At 62.2% G+C, this 18,758-nt stretch carries 17 protein-coding genes, 1 other RNA gene and 1 pseudogene; 14 read left to right on the forward strand and 5 right to left on the reverse strand.

Annotation, left to right across the window (positions count from 1 at the left end):
- Together HGI47_RS17090 and HGI47_RS17095 are read left to right on the forward strand one after the other, a co-directional pair.
- Window positions 1–1,266, forward strand: a complete 1,266-nt coding sequence (locus HGI47_RS17090; RefSeq protein ID WP_168853988.1) for an N-succinylarginine dihydrolase — start codon at window positions 1–3, stop codon at window positions 1,264–1,266.
- Window positions 1,267–1,415: 149 nt separating this feature from the next.
- Window positions 1,416–1,664, forward strand: a complete 249-nt coding sequence (locus HGI47_RS17095) for a hypothetical protein (protein ID WP_168854036.1) — start codon at window positions 1,416–1,418, stop codon at window positions 1,662–1,664.
- A gap of 58 nt (window positions 1,665–1,722) precedes the next feature.
- Here HGI47_RS17095 and ssrA read toward each other — a convergent pair.
- Both ssrA and mscL read right to left on the reverse strand, forming a co-directional pair.
- Window positions 1,723–2,091, reverse strand: a transfer-messenger RNA (tmRNA) gene (ssrA, locus tag HGI47_RS17100).
- A 153-nt stretch (window positions 2,092–2,244) separates the two neighbouring features.
- Window positions 2,245–2,667, reverse strand: a complete 423-nt coding sequence (gene mscL, locus HGI47_RS17105) for a large conductance mechanosensitive channel protein MscL (RefSeq protein WP_168853989.1) — start codon at window positions 2,665–2,667, stop codon at window positions 2,245–2,247.
- A gap of 180 nt (window positions 2,668–2,847) precedes the next feature.
- Between mscL and HGI47_RS17110 the strand changes: the two genes are divergently transcribed.
- The 5 genes from HGI47_RS17110 (at window position 2,848) to HGI47_RS17130 (ending at window position 6,519) form a co-directional block, all read left to right on the forward strand.
- Entirely contained in the window at window positions 2,848–3,483 is a 636-nt protein-coding gene (locus HGI47_RS17110) for a LemA family protein (RefSeq protein WP_168853990.1), read from the forward strand.
- A gap of 1 nt (window position 3,484) precedes the next feature.
- Window positions 3,485–4,324, forward strand: a complete 840-nt coding sequence (locus tag HGI47_RS17115) for a YgcG family protein (RefSeq protein ID WP_240950255.1) — start codon at window positions 3,485–3,487, stop codon at window positions 4,322–4,324.
- Window positions 4,324–5,004, forward strand: coding sequence for a TPM domain-containing protein (locus HGI47_RS17120; RefSeq protein WP_168853991.1), 681 nt, complete (start codon window positions 4,324–4,326; stop codon window positions 5,002–5,004). The genes HGI47_RS17115 and HGI47_RS17120 overlap by 1 nt, the downstream gene beginning before the upstream one ends.
- On the forward strand, window positions 5,001–5,543 hold the full coding sequence (locus HGI47_RS17125) for an NUDIX hydrolase (protein WP_168853992.1): 543 nt from the start codon (window positions 5,001–5,003) through the stop codon (window positions 5,541–5,543). Before HGI47_RS17120 ends, HGI47_RS17125 begins: the two co-directional genes overlap by 4 nt.
- 196 nt (window positions 5,544–5,739) lie before the next feature.
- Window positions 5,740–6,519 carry an SDR family oxidoreductase gene (locus HGI47_RS17130; RefSeq protein WP_168853993.1) on the forward strand — a complete coding sequence of 260 codons (780 nt, stop codon included), beginning with the start codon at window positions 5,740–5,742 and terminating at the stop codon, window positions 6,517–6,519.
- Between the two features lie 17 nt (window positions 6,520–6,536).
- Here HGI47_RS17130 and HGI47_RS17135 read toward each other — a convergent pair whose 3' ends face one another.
- The 3 genes from HGI47_RS17135 to HGI47_RS17145 form a co-directional block, all read right to left on the reverse strand.
- Entirely contained in the window at window positions 6,537–7,424 is an 888-nt protein-coding gene (locus HGI47_RS17135; protein WP_168853994.1) for a hypothetical protein, read from the reverse strand.
- A gap of 11 nt (window positions 7,425–7,435) precedes the next feature.
- A complete protein-coding gene (locus tag HGI47_RS17140; protein ID WP_168853995.1) occupies window positions 7,436–8,371 on the reverse strand; it encodes a CsgG/HfaB family protein in 936 nt (311 codons plus the stop codon).
- Window positions 8,372–8,836: 465 nt separating this feature from the next.
- Complete coding sequence (locus tag HGI47_RS17145) at window positions 8,837–9,949, reverse strand: S-(hydroxymethyl)glutathione dehydrogenase/class III alcohol dehydrogenase (protein ID WP_168853996.1); 1,113 nt, start codon at window positions 9,947–9,949, stop codon at window positions 8,837–8,839.
- A 111-nt stretch (window positions 9,950–10,060) separates the two neighbouring features.
- On the opposite strand from HGI47_RS17145, the gene HGI47_RS17150 reads away from it, so the two are divergent.
- The 7 genes and pseudogenes from HGI47_RS17150 to HGI47_RS17180 all read left to right on the forward strand — a co-directional run bounded on the left by HGI47_RS17150 (window position 10,061) and on the right by HGI47_RS17180 (window position 18,678).
- Window positions 10,061–10,948 (forward strand): LysR family transcriptional regulator, encoded by an 888-nt coding sequence (locus tag HGI47_RS17150; RefSeq protein ID WP_168853997.1) that lies wholly within the window; start codon window positions 10,061–10,063, stop codon window positions 10,946–10,948.
- A gap of 99 nt (window positions 10,949–11,047) precedes the next feature.
- Window positions 11,048–12,340 carry an MFS transporter gene (locus HGI47_RS17155; protein ID WP_168853998.1) on the forward strand — a complete coding sequence of 431 codons (1,293 nt, stop codon included), beginning with the start codon at window positions 11,048–11,050 and terminating at the stop codon, window positions 12,338–12,340.
- Window positions 12,341–12,568: 228 nt separating this feature from the next.
- Entirely contained in the window at window positions 12,569–13,366 is a 798-nt protein-coding gene (locus HGI47_RS17160; protein ID WP_240950256.1) for a thioesterase family protein, read from the forward strand.
- Between the two features lie 11 nt (window positions 13,367–13,377).
- The gene (locus tag HGI47_RS17165) at window positions 13,378–14,610 is read left to right on the forward strand and encodes a serine hydrolase (RefSeq protein WP_168853999.1); all 1,233 of its coding nucleotides are present in this window, start codon (window positions 13,378–13,380) and stop codon (window positions 14,608–14,610) included.
- 44 nt (window positions 14,611–14,654) lie between these two features.
- Window positions 14,655–15,890 (forward strand): annotated as a pseudogene (locus HGI47_RS17170) (3-hydroxyacyl-CoA dehydrogenase NAD-binding domain-containing protein); the annotation flags it as partial.
- A gap of 14 nt (window positions 15,891–15,904) precedes the next feature.
- Window positions 15,905–17,482, forward strand: a complete 1,578-nt coding sequence (locus HGI47_RS17175; RefSeq protein WP_168854001.1) for a class I adenylate-forming enzyme family protein — start codon at window positions 15,905–15,907, stop codon at window positions 17,480–17,482.
- Between the two features lie 20 nt (window positions 17,483–17,502).
- Complete coding sequence (locus tag HGI47_RS17180) at window positions 17,503–18,678, forward strand: acetyl-CoA C-acyltransferase (protein ID WP_168854002.1); 1,176 nt, start codon at window positions 17,503–17,505, stop codon at window positions 18,676–18,678.
- Window positions 18,679–18,758: the final 80 nt, after the last annotated feature.

Genomic DNA, 18,758 nt, shown 5'->3' on the forward strand with positions numbered 1-18,758 from the left:
ATGCCCCTCGTTGAAATCAACTTCGATGGCCTTGTCGGCCCCAGCCACAATTACGCAGGCCTCAGCCTCGGCAACCTCGCATCCGCCAGCAATGCAGGCGAGGTTTCCTACCCACGTGCCGCCGCCCTGCAGGGCTTGGCCAAGATGCGCCACAACATTGGCTTGGGTTTGACGCAGGGCTTGTTCGCGCCCCTTCCCCGGCCCAACCCGGCGTTTCTCGGCGCTCTGGGCCTTCACGCAATTGACGAAAGCGATCCAGCCCAACGCCGCCTGCGCGCGGCGGCATGGTCTGCGTCATCCATGTGGACCGCCAATGCGGCCACCGTCAGCCCCGCACCCGATACGGTGGACGGGCGCTGCCACCTGACCGCCGCCAACCTCGTCACCATGCCGCACCGATCGCAGGAATGGCCTGATACCCTGCGCCAGTTGCGCGTTGCATTTGCCAATGCTCAAGCTTTTGTCGTTCACGATGCCGTGCCCCCCTGCTTCGGGGATGAAGGCGCAGCCAATCACATGCGCATGTGCGCTTCCCACGAAGCCCCCGGCCTCGAAATCTTCGTCTATGGCACCACGGGCGGCGCGTTTCCCGCACGCCAGCATGAACAGGCGAGCCGCGCCATCGCGCGCCGTCACGGCCTCGCCCCGGAACGCTGCCTTTTCGTCGAACAATCCACTGAAGCCATCGCGGCAGGCGCATTCCACAATGATGTCGTCGCCGTCGCCAACGAGCGCGTGCTGTTCACGCACGAACAGGCCTTTGCCGATCCCGATGGCACATATGCCGCGATCCGCGAACGCCTGCCCGAGGTCGAGATCGTCATCGTTCCTGCCAGCACGGTCAGCCTGGCCGATGCGATCCGCAGCTATCTGTTCAACGCCCAACTCCTGACGCTGCCATCAGGCGAAATGGCCCTCGTCATCCCGCTGGAAGCATGGGAGACGCCTTTGGTACGGGGCTGGCTGGAAGCACATATGGCCTCAAACGGCCCTATCCGCCGGGTCCTGCCGGTCGATGTGCGCCAGTCGATGGCCAATGGCGGTGGCCCCGCCTGCCTGCGTCTGCGCGTTGTCGCCGATCCTGCCACCGTCGATCCGCGCTTCCTGCTGGACGAGGCCAAGATTGCGCAAGTTGAGGCGGTGGTTGCGGCGCATTGGCCCGAACAGATCGATCCCGTTGATCTTGGCCGGGAATCGCTCGCGCGCTCGGTCATCGCAGCACGCACGGCATTGCTCGAAATGCTGCAATTGCCGGAACTGGCCTGAACTCTTTCGCGTATCCTCAGGGCAAGGTGCTTGCCCGCTTGTCGCCGGGCTTTACAGTGAAGCTCGCGTTAACCAGGCGCTTTTCAGCAAACCCTGATCTGGCACGATCGTTGCTGAGCAGATGGCAGGACAAAAGGATACCGTTCGGGATGCTGCGCAAAATTGGTCGCCTCTTCATCATCAAGACCCGGTTCGAGGCGTTCGCGGTGATCTATGCGCTGTCGTTAGGCGCGGTTGAGCGCGGCAAAGCTTACCTCACCGAATATCCCGGCTTTGGTGGCAAGATGCTGTTTCTGGCAGCTACAGGCGCAGTGTTCATCGCGGGAGCCAAAATTCTTGATGCCGTGCGCATGGAACAACAGGCTCGTGCGCAGACGGAAGCTTCCGCCAAGATCTGAGTATCGCGCCGAAAACGTGAATAGGGCGATTCTGTTGCTAGGCTCGCCCCCAGCCCCCGGTTTCCGATTCTGTTACCCGGTTCGGTCCGAACCGTGCTCTAACCTTATAACTTCAGGGCGTTAGCCCCTAGAATTATGCAGCGAGAGCAAGTGCTTCGTTGTCGTTGGCACTTGTGAGTTTTGAGCCTTGAGCAGGTTACTCAGCCTGGGCAAAAACAGCGCTTTTCAACACACGTCGATCCTAGTTCGGCCCCATCAACACCCTTGCGACAACAAGGCCCGCATCCGAAAGAACACGGTAGTGATGGTGGAGCCGCCGGGTACCGCCCCCGGGTCCGCTGTGCCTATTGCACGCCGCAGTTTATCACCATAGCCGGTCGAAACCGGCAGGGATCCATATAGGCACTGCGCGAGAAATGAAAAGGGGCAGGTTTGCACCCGCCCCGTTCAACTCACGCCACTCATCACACCTCGTCATCCCCGCGAAGGCGGGGATCCAGTCCAACGAAAGAATCGTCGCGGTGCGACGACGGTCTTGTCGCTGGGTTCCCGCCTTCGCGGGAATGACGGAGGGTCGTCCTTACTTCTTCAGCGCATCCCTGATCTCTGCCAGCAGTTCGACCTCGGTCGGCCCGGCCGGGGCGGCAGGTGCTTCGGGCTTTGCCATCAGCTTGTTGGCCTGACGCACGATCAAAAAGATCACGAAGGCGAGGATCAGGAAATTGATGACCGCCGTGATGAACGATCCCCAGCCCAGCATAGGCACACCCGCGGCCTTGAGCGCGGCGTAGGTCATCTCGCCCTTGTAGTCTGCCGGGATAGACCCCAGCACCACAAACTTCTGGCTGAAATCGATGCCACCCGTGATCAGGCTGATAAGCGGCATCAGCACGTCGTCGGTCAGAGACGAAACGATCTTGCCGAAAGCCGCGCCAATGATCACACCGACCGCCAGATCAAGCACGTTCCCGCGCGCGATAAATGCTTTGAATTCCGAAATCATATCGACCAATCCCCCTCGACACATTAACCATATTGGAGAGCGGAGCTTGCCAGCGACGTGTTTCAACGACAACCCTCAATCGGTTGCATATCGGGTCGATACTTGAACCGTAACGCAGTCCCTCTATCTCATGCATTATTCGGGCCGCATCGCGGCTCACACAATGGGGATGACTTTTCGATGGCCGCCACCCGCTTTACGCAGATTGCATTCGCCACCGTTGCCGCCGCCAGCCTTTCGGCCTGCGGAATCAACTCCGTTCCCGCTGCCGAGGAAGAAGCCAAGGCGCGTTGGGCCGATGTCGAAAGCTCCTATCAGCGCCGTGCAGACCTGATCCCCAACCTTGTCGCCACGGCAAAGGGCGCAGCGGCATCGGAAACCACGATCCTGACGAACGTGACCAACGCCCGCGCCGCCGCCACATCGATCAACATCACCACCGATGATCTTTCGAACCCCGCCGAGTTCGAGAAATTCCAGAACGCGCAGAACCAGTTGACCCAGGCACTGGGCCAGTTGCGCACCGTGGTCGAAAACTACCCGCAACTGCAAAGCCAGGCCCGCTTTGCCGATCTGATGGTGCAGCTTGAAGGGACCGAGAACCGCATCGGCGTGGCGCGCACGCGCTATAATGAAGCGGTGCAGGCCTATAACACCACCATCCGCACCTTCCCCGATGCCATCGGCGCAAAGCTGATCCACGGCGCAAAGCCGATGGTGCCGTTCAAGGCCGCTGCCGGTGCCGAAACCGCGCCGACGGTGAACTTTGACATGAACGCGCCTGCGGCCCCGGCTCCGGCAGCATCGGGCCAATAAAATGATCCGCCCGCCGAGGGCTTTGGCGCGCGCCTTATGGCAGATGTTCGCGGTGCTGTTCCTGCTTTTGGCCGGAACAGCACAAGCAGCCATGCCCGCACGCCCCACCGGGCCGGTGCTGGATCAGGCCCAGATCATTCCCGACGATCAGGAAGCCGCCCTCACCCAAAGGCTATCTGCCTACAATGCGCAGACAGGACGATCGGTAGTTGTCGCAACGGTCGCCTCGCTCGACGATCAGGACGTTGACTCATACGCCAACGAGCTGTTCCGCGCATGGGGCATAGGCGGCAAGCAGACCGATCAGGGCCTGCTGTTCCTGATTGCACCAAACGAACGCAAGGTGCGGATCGAGGTGGGCCTTGGCCTTGAGGAATATCTGCCCGATGTCCTGGCCGGGCGCATCCTTTCAGGCGCAGTCACCCCCCGTTTCAAACAGGGCGATTATGCAGGCGGCATCAATGCCGGGGTAGAGCAGATCCTCACCCAGCTCAGCCGCAATCCCGCCGACGCAAAGGCCGTTGCCGAAGCCGCCGCCGCTGCGCGCAAGGGCGAAGGTTCAGGCGGTTCGGTCATCGCCAGCGCGATATTCTGGATCGTGCTGATCGTTGTGCTCATCGCCATCTTTGGCCGCCGCAACCGTGGCTATGTCCAGCGCCGAAGTGGCATCGATCCCGGCATCGTGCTTTGGGGCATAAGTGAAATCGCCCGCGCCGCATCGGACAATAACCGTGGCTCAGGATGGAGCAGCGGCGGCGGGTCCGACTGGAGCGGAGGCGGCGGCTTTGGCGGTTTCGGCGGGGGTGACTCCGGCGGCGGTGGCGCTTCGGGGGACTGGTGATGGCAAAACTTGCAATGACCGCAGCCGATCACAAGCTGGTTTCCGATGCCGTCGCGGCTGCGGAAATGCACAGCGCGGGCGAGATCGTCACCATCGTCACGCCCCGTTCCGACACCTATCACGATGTTTCGCTGATCTGGTCGGCACTGGTCGCTTTCCTCGCACTTTCAGCGCTCGAAATCGCGCCCACCTTTTACTTCTCGCTGGTTGAACGCGCATTGGGCCTGTGGGGTCACGAATGGACGCCGCGTGGTGTGCTAGGCGTGGCGCTCACGTTCGCCGCGCTCAAATTTGGCGGCATGTATCTGCTAATGCGGTTCACGCCGCTGGGCCTGTGGCTCACGCCAAGCTTCGTCCGCAATGCCCGCGTTCGCGCCCGTGCGCTCACCTGTTTTCGTGTCGGTGCGGAAAGCCGCACATCGGGCCGCACCGGGGTGCTGATCTATGTCAGCCTTGATGAACATCACGCCGAAATCATCGCCGATGCAGCCATCGCTTCCAAGGTTTCGCCCGAAACATGGGGCCACGCGATGAAAGCCATGCTCGACCCGCTGCGTGCGGGCCAAATCGCGAAAGGGATGGCGGCGGCGGTAGGCGAAGTGGGCAAAGTTCTGGCCGAACACTTCCCGCGCAGCGACGATGATACCAACGAACTGCCAGACAGGTTGATCGAAGTATGAGCCTTGAGGAAGAATACCGCGATCATCCCGAACAGGTGCGCTGGGAAGGCCGCTTCATCATCGCCAAGACGCGCGGGCGCTGGGAATATGTCAGCCGCACCCGCAACATCAAGGCAGCGGTAATCCTCGCCATCGAGGATGGCCAGGTCCTGCTGGTCGAACAGTTCCGCGTACCGCTGGGCCGCCCGTGCATCGAACTTCCCGCAGGCCTGATCGGTGACGAAGACGCTGCGGAAAACGAGGACGGTGCCGCTGCCGCCGCCCGCGAACTGGAAGAGGAAACCGGTTATCGTCCGGGCCGGATCGAATCGCTGGGCGAGTTCCATTCGTCGCCCGGCATGGTGACAGAGGCCTTCACCCTGTTTCGCGCGCACGATCTTGAAAAAGTTTCCGAAGGCGGCGGTGTGGAAGGTGAAGGCATCACCGTGCACCGGGTTGCCCTTACGGAAATCGAACGCTTCCTCTCCGCCAAGCGCGCGCAAGGCTACGCTATCGACGTGCGAATGCTCCTCCTCCTATCCCCCGGCATCATGGCCTGACATTTCCGCCGCTTGCGCGAAGCGGCGCGAATTGCTTGTCTAACCTCAAATGGCTTGCTCACCCGCGAAGGCGGGGGCCTCGGTGTTGTGACGTAACGCTCGCGTAAACTGACTGAGGCCCCCGGTTTATCCTGAGCGTCTGGCTTTCCAGCCAGTCGAAGGGCGGGGGCGCATGAACTTTCGGGAGAGAACCTACATGAGCAGAGTTCACGGCAAGAAAGCCCTCGTCACCGGCGCAGCGCAGGGCCTCGGCGCAGCACACGCATGGATGCTCGCCCGCGAAGGCGCGCGCGTGCTGCTGACGGACATCAACGGCGATGGCGCTGTGGCACAGGCCGATGCGATCAACGCTGAACTGGGCGCAGGCACTGCCTTTGCCATGCAGCACGATGTCACCAGCGCGGATGATTGGGACAAGGCCATCGCCCTTGCCGCCGAAAAGCTCGGCGGCCTCTCCGTCCTCGTCAACAACGCGGGCGTGGGCGTGCGCGGCAATATCGAAACCTGCACGCTGGACGAATGGCATCGCGGCTTTGCCATCAACGTCGACAGCGTGTTCCTCGGCTGCCAAAAGGCCCTGCCCCTGCTGCGCGACAGCCAGCCCGCCTCTATCGTCAACATCAGTTCTATCGCAGGCCTGATCGCGTCGGACACAATGCCCGGTTACAACGCCAGCAAGGCAGCCGTCTGGATGCTGACCAAATCGGTTGCGCTCTATTGCGCCAAGCGCGGCTGGGACATCCGCTGCAATTCGGTCCATCCCACCTTCGTCGACACCCCCATTCTCGATGGCATCAGCGCCAACGCAAATCTCGACAAAGGCGTCGTCATGGGAAAACTCGCCCGCCAGATCCCGCTGGGCCGCGTCGGCGACCCGAACGACATCGCCGCCGGTGTTCTCTACCTCGCCAGCGACGAAAGTCGCTTCATGACAGGGGCCGAGTTGAAGCTCGACGGCGGCATATCCGCGATGTGATGTGCCGGTGCGGTCGTTCAGGGCAGAGGCGTGCGCTTGAACCTCGGCCCATTGGCCGCTGGATCGTCATTTTCAATTACGATCGCCTGGCTTCCGGGCACGATGCGCTGATACCTGCCATCGCCTTCAAGTTCGGCCAGCGCCGATCCATTGGAAGCGGAGGTTACGCGATAGCGCGCCACAGCTGAACCGTCGGGCGCCGTCGCCTGGACCGTCTGACCCAGCGCGATGAGCGGCGCGCCATAGTTCAACTGGATTTCGGTGCCTTCGTTGCGGATCACCGCCAACGGGACAAAGTGGAACGCGATCTTGCGGGCAATGGCTTGCGACAGCTCCTTCTGCAGCACGGCATAAAGCCCCGGGCCGCCCTGCGAAGACGTGGCGCGGAAACCGTTCACGTTGATGTCGGAACCCACTTCTATCTTCTTGGTAACGACATCGCCAAACACGATGCGGCCGCGCGCGTCCTTCACCGTGAAGTCCATAGTCACGAACATGCTGCTGGACGTGATCGAGAATCCGCCCGGCCCCATATCGGGTGCGTCGGGCGCAGGGCCACCCGTTCCGCTGACGCGCGAAAGGTGTCCGGTCACCACATACCCTCCCGCGCGCTGCGCAAACTTGCCGGACGAAGCCAGCGCCGCCTGCAATGCGGTGCGCAAGGATGGGAAATTCTGCACACAGTCCTTGACCAGATAGGTAAAGAAGCTGCTGTACGATGCGTAGACATAAGGATCAGCGTATTCAGCCCGACGACCTGCATATTGCTGGTAAATCGTGCACGCTTCCTCGGCATCGAAAGCGCCGATGGATATGGCCGGACCGACCTGTGCCTGCACTGGAACCGAACTTGCCAGAGCCACTGCAACCATCGCCGCACCAAAAGCATTGCTGTGCTTGTTCATGGCCGGGCCCCTCACTTCTTCTTCGGCTTGGCGTTCATCAACCTGACTTCATCCGCCGTTGCCGGACGGACAATTGCACCTACTGTCGGTGTGCCTGAGAAAGCCCCCATCGGCTGCGCCTTCGAGACGCGGCCAAGAACGTCGGTAATGCGCAGGCCGCCTACACGCTGCTCATCATTGGCAATGATTTCGCCGGTCGCAGGATCTCGGATGACTTCACCCTTGGCAAAGATCGACATCATGTCGCCAACCCTGACCGCGCCCTCACCGTAGTTGAGCACGATGACACCGTCCGATTGGACGGCCGCAATCTGAATAGGATAGATCGCGGTTACCAGACCCGTCGCCACCTTGTCGGCAGCTGAACGCAACAACGCCGCTGCATCGACTGACGGATTCTGCGTGTCGCACGTGGTGGCAAGCTTCTGCGTTTCGTCGATCCGGCGGTTATAGCGGACTTCGCCACTATCTGCGTCGGTGATCTTGATGTCGATCGAAAGCGTTGCCTGACCGCCCGAACAGGTCTTTCCACCATTGTTGTTGCTGAGCATCCCTGAAAGCAACGAACTGCCGAAGTCGGACTTACGCACCATCGAAAGCGTCGTGATAGAACCGTAGATCAGATAGTCCGCGCCCTCAAACCCGCCGACTTTGCCGGGTTTGCGGCTGGTGACCAACCCGGACTTGGCGCGGGCCTGCTCGCCCACCAGCTTGTCCAGACGGGCGCGTTCGATCACACGGAACTTGTTCGTCGATTCGATTGCCGACTGGATCATCGTGGAAAAGGCGGCTGCCTGACCGGAGTTTGCGAGATCGTCCATCTTCTCGATGGCCACGATGGGTTTGGAGGTTACAGCCTGCGCCGAGGCTGTCGCGGCGCCAAACGCCACAGAAGTAGTAACCCCAACCATGCACGCGACAAGCTGCACGACGAACTTCGCTCTCATCCGAAACGAGCCCCCTATTTGCCCCGCCGATTTCCAGAAACCGAATTGGATATTCATTACTGCGAATCGAACGTTTCAAACCATAATGGGGTAAAAGTGCTTTTGCACGGCCTTAGTCTGCGTGATTCTCGTCACATATTCAGGAATGATGTCGCTATTCCGACGCACGTGTAGAGCCGGCGAATTTACATCACGGGCAACTACGACAGCCGATGTACCTGCGGCGCTGCAGAAACCGGACCGCACGGCATCAGCAATGTGATCAATGCGGAGCCTTTACCAAGGCACGGACTGAAAATCCGCTGTCCTACACGCTCGTAAAGTGCCAGCCTCCGCCCCGTTCCTTGACCCATCAAACTCCCGCCTACGCGCCTTTTCGCACACGAAAAGGCCGGCCAGACATGCGTCCGACCGGCCCCTCAATAGTTTCTCAGGACTGTGTAAACTGTGTAAACCTGTTCAGATTCAAAACACCACAACTGAACGGATCGATTTGCCCGCGTGCATCAGATCGAACGCGGTGTTGATCTCTTCCAGACCCATCACGTGGGTGATCATCGGGTCGATTTCGATCTTGCCGGTCATATACATGTCGACGATCTTCGGCACATCGGTGCGCCCCTTGGCCCCGCCGAACGCAGTGCCCCGCCAGTTGCGGCCTGTCACAAGCTGGAACGGACGCGTGGCGATTTCCTTGCCCGCTTCGGCCACGCCGATGATGATCGACGTGCCCCAGCCGCGATGGCAGGCTTCCAGCGCGGTGCGCATCACTTCGGTGTTGCCGGTGGCGTCGAAGGTGTAATCCGCACCGCCATCGGTCATCTCAACGACCTTCGCCACCGTTTCCTCGCGGCTCAACCCCTTGGAGTTGAGGAAGTCTGTCATGCCGAACTTGCGGCCCCATTCCTCACGGTCAGGATTGATGTCCACGCCGATGATCTTGCCCGCACCCGCCAGCCGCGCGCCCTGAATCACGTTCAGGCCGATGCCCCCAAGGCCGAAGACCACCACGTTGTCACCCACCTGCACCTTGGCGGTGTTCACCACAGCGCCAACGCCCGTGGTCACACCGCAGCCGATGTAGCAGGCGGACTGGAACGGTGCGTCCTCGCGGATCTTGGCAACCGCGATTTCGGGCAGGACCGTGAAATTCGAGAAGGTGGAGCAGCCCATGTAGTGGAAGATGGTCTGGCCCTTGTAGCTGAAGCGGCTTGTGCCATCAGGCATCAGGCCCTTGCCCTGCGTGGCGCGGATCGCGGTGCACAGGTTGGTCTTGCCCGAAAGGCACGATTTGCACTGGCGGCATTCGGGCGTGTAGAGCGGGATAACGTGATCGCCCGGCTTTACCGATCTGACGCCGGGGCCAACTTCGCGCACCACGCCTGCACCTTCGTGGCCCAGAACGCTGGGGAAGATGCCCTCGCTGTCGAAACCGTCGAGCGTATAGGCGTCGGTATGGCACACGCCCGTCGCCATGATTTCGACCAGAACTTCGCCCGCCTTGGGGCCTTCAAGATCGAGTTCGACGATTTCGAGCGGCTGCTTGGGCGCGAAAGCCACGGCGGCGCGGGTCTTCATGGCACGGGTCTCCCTTAAGAATGGCCAAAATCTGTTGTAGGGCCGTTAGCATAATTGCTACGCCAGTGTTAAATTGCGCATTACGCGAAACACTGTTGCAAGACGAGAACAATGAACAATCGATGGGATGGGATTGATGAGGTGGTAGCAGTCGCCGATGCGGGGACATTTGTCGCCGCAGCAAAACGGCTGGGCACGTCCACATCGCACGTCAGCCGCGCGGTGGCCCGGCTGGAACAGGGCCTTGGCGCGCAGTTCTTCCACCGCACCACCCGCGCGGTCAGCCTGACCGATACCGGACGCACGCTGGTGGACCAGTTCCGCCGCCTGATTGCCGAGCGGGACGAGGCCATCGCCATGCTCGATCTTCAGGGCGAACCGCAGGGCCACTTGCGCATCACCTGCCCCACGGCGCTGGGCGAACGCTTCGTGGCCCCGATCGTGCGCGCTTATGTGCAGGAATATCCGAAGCTGTCGGTGGACCTCGATCTGTCGAACCGCGTGGTCGAACTGGTATCCGAAGGCTATGACCTTGCCATCCGCACCGGCACCCTGCCCGACAGCCGCCTGATCCGCACCCAGATCGCCACACGCGGCATCATCACCTGTGCCTCGCCCGCCTACCTTGCCGCACACGGCACGCCGGAGACGGTGGACGATCTTGAAGCGCACGAATGTATCCCCGCCACGTCCGACACCTGGCGCTACCGCATTGACGGAGAAGTGCGCACCATCCGTCCGCGCGGACGCTGGCGTTGCAGCAACGGAACCGCCGTGTACGACGCCGCAATAGCGGGCCTTGGCCTGTGCCAGTTGCCCGCATTCTACGTCAGCCGAGCCATTGCCGAAGGTTCGCTCGTCGAAGTCGTTGGTGCCTTCCGGCCAGAGGACGATCCGATCTGGGCAGTCTATCCGCAGCGGCGGCACCTCCTGCCCAAGGTTCAGCGCCTGATCGACAAGCTGCGCCGCGAACTGCCCCCCGCAATGGCACAGGGATGAGGCGTCATTTGCATAGCTATGCAAATGGATGACATCGCTGACAAGGCCAGCTAGACCCGCAGGCCAACGGTCTGCCAGCGACCGGTTTAGGAGAGCGAAGTGTCAGTCAGCGCGTCAGCAGGTTCCGCAAGTCCCAACTCGCAGAAAGCGGCCTTCGCAGCCGTCACTGTGCTGTTTTTCGCGTGGGGCTTCATCACATCGCTGATTGATCCTCTGGTCGCTGCGGTGAAGGGCATTTTCACGCTCACGACGCTCGAAGCGCAACTTTCCGCCTTCGCCTTCTTCATCGCCTATGGGGTGATGAGCTTCCCCGCCGCCGCGATCATCGGAAAAATGCGCGCGGTTCCGGCAATCCTGTTGGCGCTGATCACGATGACGCTGGCCTGCCTTGTGATGCTGGCCGCCGCCAACATGGCGTCCTATCCGCTGGTGCTCACCGGGCTGTTCATGCTCGCCGCTGGCATCACCGTGTTGCAAGTGGCCGCCAATCCGCTCGCCGCGGCGCTGGGCAAGCCCGAGGGTAGCCACTTCCGCCTCACGCTTTCGCAGACGTTCAATTCCTTCGGCACATTCCTCGGCCCGGCGCTGGGCGCATCGCTGTTCCTCAAAGGCGTGGAAGTGGCCGATGGACAGGCTTTGACACCGGAAGTCCGCGCTGCGGCGCTGGCCGGTATCGACCGTGCCTATTTCTGGATCTGCGGGTTGCTGGTCGTGCTGCTGGTGTTCTTCTTCGTGAACCGCGCGCGCATTTCTGCCGCAGCGCCGCCAGCACAGCCGACCGGCGGCATAGGCGCTTTGCTGGCGCAGGCTTTCGCATCGCGCTGGGCCGTGCTGGGTGCTGGTGCGATTTTCGTCTATGTCGGCGCCGAAGTGGTCGTTGGCACGCAGATGGCCTTCTATCTCAACAATTCCGCGATCTGGAATGTCAGCCTTGAACAGGCGGGCAAGGCCGTGTCGTTCTATTGGGGCGGCGCAATGGTGGGGCGTGCAATCGGTACGGTGCTGCTCGCCCGTTTCCCTGCTGCGCGCCTGATGGTGATTTTCTCGGCGATTGCCGCCGCCATGTGCGCCTACCTGTTCGTCGCCCGCGGGGTGCCGGCAGGTTACATTGCCCTTGCCATCGGCCTGTTCAATTCCATCATGTTCCCAGTGATTTTCACCCTAACGCTGGAGCGTTCCTCCGCCAGCGAAGAAGCCACATCCGGCTTGCTTTGCACGGGCATCATCGGCGGCGCGCTGATCCCGGCACTGGCCGGTGCGGTAACCGACGCAGCGGGCATCTTCACCGCATTCCTCGTGCCGCTGGCCTGCTATCTCCTGTTGGTGCTGTTCGCCGCCAGCGCCGCCAAGGCTCCGGTGTTGCGCCGTGCCGCCAGCGAAAGCGTGCACTGACAATATCCACCCGGCCACAAGCTGGTACTCGTGGCCCCGACGGCGGTTTTCGAACCGAAGTCGGGGCCAATTTTTTTGCCCTGCCCAAATGCAGGATGCCGTAGCGTAAGCACTGCCCGCGGCGAATTTCGCCACGCCGCACCCCTTTCCCTTTACGTAAACTTCCACTAGCCTCGGCCCGAGAGTCGAACCTGCCGCGATCAAGTCGCGCAGGAATGGGAGAGAACGTTGGCATCTCAGACCACCAGTCTGGCAATCGGCAGCATCGCGGATGGCATGAAGGCAGATGCGGACGGCATGTTCGCCCTGCGCGGCGTCGATGGTTGGCTGCAAGGCCGCACGATGTATGGCGGGGCGTCATCGTTCCTCGCCTATGCCGCCGCACGCAAGGCCCGGCCCGATCTGCCGCCACTGCGCGGAGGGCAGGTTAGCTTTATCGCGCCGGTGGGGCCTGATGTGGACATCACCGTCAGCGTGCTGCGCGAGGGTCGCAGCGTGGCCAATATCCAGACGGACCTGACAAGCGGCGGCGCTCTGGCGCACCGCACCGCATGGGTCTTTGGCAGCGCCCGCCCATCCAACGGCGGCGTGACGGCACCGCAGGCCGAAGGCTTTACGTCTTACGAGGATATGCCCGAACTCGGATCGCCCGAAGGCCTGCACTTCGTTACCAATTTCGAACTTCGCCGGGGCGAGGCCAAGGATGATCGCCGCCCCGGCGTCCTCCGCCGCTGGGTGCGCCTGAAAGACCGCTGCGGGCTGGACCCCATCGGTGAACTCGTGCTGATCGGGGATACGCTGCCGCCCGGATCGATGCGCGCGATGGAGCGGATGGCACCGATCAGTTCGATCAACTGGTCCTTCACCCTGCTGGGCGATGCGCCGCAGACGCGCGATGGCTGGTGGCTGCTGGAAACCGCATCGAACTACATGGCCGAAGGGTTCAGCAGCGAGACTTTGCGCATGTGGAACGCCGATGGCGTGCAGGTGATGCACGGCCTGCAAAACGTCGCAATTTTCGGCTGAAAGGACAATCCATGCAGCTTTCAGACGCCAAGGCGCTGGGTTTCGAACCGGATCGCCTGCCGCGCATCGGCGCTTTCCTAGACGAGCACTATATCGCCACGGGCCACCTGCCCGGCCTTGACGTGCTGGTCGCGCGCGATGGTGAGCCGGTCTATCGCCACACCAGCGGCAACGCCCGTGCGGGTGGCACACCGATGGCAGCCGACACGATTTGCCGCATCGCATCGATGACCAAGCCGCTAACCTCAGTTGCGTTCATGATGCTGGTCGAAGAAGGCAAAGTCGCGCTCGACGATCCGGTGACAAAGGTGATCCCCGAATTTGCCGGGCTGGGCGTCTATGCAGGCGGCGGCGGCGAAGTGGACTTCTTCCCTGCGCGCCCTGCCCCGGTCATGCGCATGGTCGATCTGATCACGCACCAGTCCGGCCTGACCTACGGCATCCAGAACCGCACCCACGTGGATGCCGCCTATCGCAAATCGCGGCTCGATGGCCACGCCAGCCTGCCCGGCAACGATCACTTCATCGAAGAGCTGGCCAAGCTGCCGCTAGAGTTCGAACCCGGACAGGGCTGGAACTATTCGGTCGGCACCGACGTGCTGGGCGTGATCGTGTCACGGCTTTCGGGCATGAGCCTTGGGCAATTCCTCAAAACCCGGATTTTCGATCCGCTGGGCATGGTGGACACCGGCTTTCACTGCCCCGACGACAAGGCGCATCGGTTGGCCGATGCCTTTGCCTATCAGGCTGGAGAGCCGCCGCAACTGTTCGATCCGGCGGAGAAATCCGGCACGCGCCGCGTGCCGCGCTTTGAAAGTGGTGGCGGTGGGCTGCTGTCCACCACAGCGGATTACCACCGCTTCTGCCGGATGCTGGTGAATGGCGGCGCTGCCGATGGAGCGCGCCTGCTCAGCCCCAAGACGATCCAGTTGATGACCACCAACCACCTGCCCGGCGGAGCGGATTTGACGCAGGTTTCGCGCGCGCTATTCAGCGAGGCTTACAACGCAGGCGCGGGCTTCGGCCTTGGCTTTGGCATGACCATCGATCCGGCACGCGCGCTGGTGCCCGGCTCTGCGGGCGAGTTCTACTGGGGCGGCATTTTTTCGACCGCGTTCTTCGTGGACCCGGTGGAGAAGCTGCACATGGTCTTCATGACCCAGCTCTACCCCTCGTTCATCTATCCCATCCGGCGTCAGGTGAAGACGCTGATCTACAGCGCGCTGGCGGAAAGCCGCGCCTGAAAACAGCCTTAGGAGAGAACACGATGTCTGATCCCATCCCCGGCGCGAAAGAACACATCGACGCTGCGCGCAAACTGGCCGCGACCATCGACGACATTCCGGCCGACACCACGCTTCTGCCCATCGCTCGCGTCGGCGTGATCGGTGCAGGCACGATGGGCGGAGGCATCACCATGAACTTCCTGACCGCCGGCATCCCCGTGACCATCGTGGAAATGACGCAGGAAGCCCTTGATCGCGGCGTTGCCACGATGGGCAAGAACTACGAAAACACCGTCAAGCGCGGCAAGATGGACGCCGCCGATGCGCAGGCCGCAATGGCGCGCCTCACGCCGACGCTCGATTTCAATGCGCTGGCCGAAGCCGATCTGGTGATCGAAGCCGTCTATGAAAGCATGGACGTGAAGAAAGACGTGTTCGGCAGGCTCGACAAGGTGGCAAAGCCCGGCGCGATCCTCGCCAGCAACACCAGCTTTCTCGACATCGACGAAATCGCAGCCGTCACCTCGCGCCCCGAAGCGGTGCTGGGCATGCACTTCTTCTCGCCTGCCAATGTGATGAAGCTGCTGGAAGTCGTCCGCGGCAAGGCGACCGGCGCGGCGCAGCTTGCCACCGTGATGGCGCTGTCCGTCAAGATCGGAAAAGTGCCGGTGGTTTCGGGCGTGTGCCACGGCTTTATCGGCAACCGGATGCTCAGCCCGCGTCAGGCGCAGGCCCACGCGCTGATCATGGAAGGCGCGAACTACTGGGACGTGGACGAAGCGCTGCTCGAATTCGGCTTTCCGATGGGTCCGTGGCAGATGGCCGACCTTGCGGGCGTGGACATCGGTTGGCACCGCGATCCGACCCGAATCGAAACCCTGCGCGATGCGCTTTGCGCCGTTGGCCGGTGGGGCCAGAAGACCAGGAAGGGCTTCTACGATTACGACGAAAACCGCCAGCGCACCCCGTCTGACGAGGTGAAGGCGATAATTGCCGATTTCGCCGCCAGGGAAGGCAAAGCGCAGCGTGAAATCGGGAAGGACGAGATCCGCGAACGCCTGCTCTATCCGATGATCAGCGAAGGCGCACTGATCCTTGATGAAGGCATTTCACAGCGGGCAAGCGACATCGATACCGTTTGGCTCAATGGTTATGGCTGGCCCGCGTGGACCGGTGGCCCGATGTTCTGGGCGGATCATATTGGCCTCGATACCGTGGTTGCGGGCCTGAAGAAGCACGGCCTTGTGGTTGCGCCGCTGCTCGAACGCAGAGCCGCTGCGGGCGAAACGTTCAACTGAGCGAGGGTCCGGCCATGCGGATCGAAGATATCGTCGAAAGCGAATTCACGCCGCTGAGCGACATCATCCGCGCCCATGCCGCACGGCGGGGCGATGCGGTGGCGCTGGCGGATGAAAGTCGCGCCATAAGCTGGGCGCAGATGGACGCCTTGATCGACCGCGTGGCCGCCGCCCTCCAGCGTGAGGGCGTGGCAAAAGATGAACCCGTTGCCATTGCCGCAATGAACGCTGTGGCAACCGGCCTCGCCTTCCTTGGCGCGATCCGGGCGGGCGCGGTGGCGGCCCCACTCACCTCCACTGCAGCGCCCGAAACCATCGTGGCCATGCTGGCTGACAGCGGCAGCCGCGTGCTGCTGCTGGACAAGGACATTGCCGAACGCATCGCTGGGCTGGCACTACCCGCAGGCGTCAAACGCATCGCGCTAGACGATAGCGATGCGGGCGAGCCGTTCACCTCATGGATAGCCGCAGAAGGCGCAAAACCCGAAGACCGCCCTGCCGCGCCGGGCGATCCGTTCAACATCATCTACTCCTCCGGCACGACCGGCGCCCCCAAGGGCATCGTGCAAAGCCACAAGATGCGCCACGAATATGCCCGCCGCACCATCCCCGGCGGATATGGCGACGATACGGCAGTGATCTGCTCCACCCCGCTCTATTCCAACACCACGCTGGTCAGCTTCCTGCCCACGCTGACGGCGGGCGGCAAAGTGGTGCTGATGCGCAAGTTCGATGCGCGCACGTTCCTTGAATTGTCCCAGCGCGAGCGGGTGACGCACGCCATGCTCGTGCCGGTGCAGTACCGCCGGATCATGGAACTGCCCGATTTCGACAGCTTCGACCTGTCGGCCTACAAGCTCAAGTCCTGCACCTCTGCCCCCTTCCCCGCATGGCTCAAGGCCGATGTGCTGAAGCGCTGGCCGGGCGGCCTCACCGACGGTTACGGTATGACCGAAGGCGGAGCGACCGCCGTGCTGCTGGCGCACTTATACCCGAACAAGCTGCACACCGTGGGGCAAGTCTCGCCCGGCCACATCATGAAGATCATCGACGAAGACGGCAACGAACTGCCCCAAGGCGAAGCGGGCGAGATCGTCGGCCATTCGCCCATCATGATGAACGGCTATCATGGCAAAGACGACAAGACGCGCGAGATCGAATGGTTCGACGCCGAGGGCCGCCGGTACATCCGCCACGGCGATGTGGGCAAGTTCGATGAGGACGGCTTTCTGATCCTGATGGACCGCGCGAAGGACATGATTATATCAGGCGGGTTCAACATCTACCCTAGCGACCTCGAAGCCGAACTCACCCGCCAGAGCGTGGTCAGGGAAGCCGCCGTGGTCGGCGTGCCATCAGACGCATGGGGCGAAACGCCGCTGGCCGTGGTCGTGTTGGCCGATCCCTCTGCCGATTCGCAAGCCGTGCTGGCCGAAGCCAACAGCCGCCTCGGCAAGACCCAGCGCATCTCTGCCATCGAAGTCGTGGACGAACTGCCGCGCAGCCCCATCGGCAAGGTGCTGAAACGCGAACTGCGCGACCGTTTCGGCGGCAACCCCATTCTTGCCGCAACGTCCCTAGAAAAACGCTAACTTCAGCAGGAGCATAACCCATGCGTGACGCCGTAATCGTATCAGCCGCCCGCACGCCCATCGGGCGCGCTTACAAGGGCGCATTCAACGCCACGCCGGGCGCAACGCTGGGTGCGCTGTCGCTCGAAGCCGCCGTCGCTCGCGCCGGGATCGATCCTGCCGAAGTGGATGACGTGCTGTGGGGCAGCGCGCTGCAACAGGGTGCGCAGGCGGGCAACATCGCGCGGCAAGTCGCCCTGCGCGCAGGTCTTCCCGTCACCACTTCGGGCATGAGCATGGACCGCCAATGCTCATCGGGCCTGATGACCATCGCCACGGCGGCCAAGCAGGTGATTATCGATCGCATGGACGTGGTGGCCGCAGGCGGTCAGGAATCGATCAGCCTTGTCCAGACAAAGGACATGCGCGTTGCCCCGGACAAGAGCCTGATGGCGATGCACAAGGCCATCTACATGCCGATGCTGCAAACCGCCGAAATCGTCGGCCAGCGCTATGGCATCAGCCGCGAGGCTTGCGACGAATACGCGCTGCAATCGCAGCAGCGCACTGCCGCCGCGCAAGCCGCAGGCAAGTTCGATGAAGAAATCGTGGCCACCGACAGTTCGATGGGTGTCCACAACAAGGAAACCGGCGAGATCACCTTCACCGACGTCCACCTGACCAAGGACGAAGGCAATCGCCCCTCGACCACGCTGGAAAACCTGCAAGCGCTCAAGCCCGTGATCGAAGGCGGCATCGTGACCGCAGGCAACGCCAGCCAGCTTTCCGATGGCTCAGCCGCAGTGATCGTGATGGAAGCCGCGCTCGCCGCGCAAAAGGGCCTTACCCCGCTGGGCCGCTATGTCAGCATGGCGGTTGCGGGCACGGAGCCTGACGAAATGGGTATCGGCCCAGTCTTCGCCATCCCCAAGCTGCTCCAGCGCTTCGGCCTGAAGATGGACGACATCGGTCTGTGGGAACTGAACGAAGCCTTTGCCGTGCAGGTGCTCTATTGCCGTGACAAGCTGGGCATTCCGAACGACCTGCTCAACGTCAACGGCGGCTCGATCTCAATCGGCCACCCCTATGGCATGACCGGTGCCCGCTGCACCGCTCACGCCCTGATCGAAGGCAAGCGCCGGGGTGCGAAGTACGTGGTCGTCACCATGTGCGTCGGCGGCGGCATGGGCGCAGCGGGGCTGTTCGAGGTTCTTTGAACCGATAGGTCGGAGGCCCACCCCCAACCCCTCCCGCCTGCGGGAGGCGGGCAACGTGGCCCTCTTCCCTTCCCGTAGGC

This window comes from Novosphingobium sp. ERN07 (genome assembly GCF_012641335.1).
GTDB lineage: Bacteria > Pseudomonadota > Alphaproteobacteria > Sphingomonadales > Sphingomonadaceae > Novosphingobium.

Bases quoted from the DNA above. Each gene is read 5' to 3' on its own strand.
- HGI47_RS17175 (WP_168854001.1), top strand. From the start codon at position 15,905: ATGCGGATCGAAGATATCGTCGAAAGCGAATTCACGCCGCTGAGCGAC.
- HGI47_RS17135 (WP_168853994.1), bottom strand. From the start codon at position 7,424: ATGAACAAGCACAGCAATGCTTTTGGTGCGGCGATGGTTGCAGTGGCT.
- HGI47_RS17120 (WP_168853991.1), top strand. From the start codon at position 4,324: ATGGCAAAACTTGCAATGACCGCAGCCGATCACAAGCTGGTTTCCGAT.
- HGI47_RS17150 (WP_168853997.1), top strand. From the start codon at position 10,061: ATGAACAATCGATGGGATGGGATTGATGAGGTGGTAGCAGTCGCCGAT.
- HGI47_RS17140 (WP_168853995.1), bottom strand. From the start codon at position 8,371: ATGAGAGCGAAGTTCGTCGTGCAGCTTGTCGCGTGCATGGTTGGGGTT.
- HGI47_RS17130 (WP_168853993.1), top strand. From the start codon at position 5,740: ATGAGCAGAGTTCACGGCAAGAAAGCCCTCGTCACCGGCGCAGCGCAG.
- HGI47_RS17145 (WP_168853996.1), bottom strand. From the start codon at position 9,949: ATGAAGACCCGCGCCGCCGTGGCTTTCGCGCCCAAGCAGCCGCTCGAA.
- HGI47_RS17125 (WP_168853992.1), top strand. From the start codon at position 5,001: ATGAGCCTTGAGGAAGAATACCGCGATCATCCCGAACAGGTGCGCTGG.
- HGI47_RS17165 (WP_168853999.1), top strand. From the start codon at position 13,378: ATGCAGCTTTCAGACGCCAAGGCGCTGGGTTTCGAACCGGATCGCCTG.
- HGI47_RS17180 (WP_168854002.1), top strand. From the start codon at position 17,503: ATGCGTGACGCCGTAATCGTATCAGCCGCCCGCACGCCCATCGGGCGC.
- HGI47_RS17090 (WP_168853988.1), top strand. From the start codon at position 1: ATGCCCCTCGTTGAAATCAACTTCGATGGCCTTGTCGGCCCCAGCCAC.
- mscL (WP_168853989.1), bottom strand. From the start codon at position 2,667: ATGATTTCGGAATTCAAAGCATTTATCGCGCGCGGGAACGTGCTTGAT.
- HGI47_RS17115 (WP_240950255.1), top strand. From the start codon at position 3,485: ATGATCCGCCCGCCGAGGGCTTTGGCGCGCGCCTTATGGCAGATGTTC.
- HGI47_RS17110 (WP_168853990.1), top strand. From the start codon at position 2,848: ATGGCCGCCACCCGCTTTACGCAGATTGCATTCGCCACCGTTGCCGCC.
- HGI47_RS17095 (WP_168854036.1), top strand. From the start codon at position 1,416: ATGCTGCGCAAAATTGGTCGCCTCTTCATCATCAAGACCCGGTTCGAG.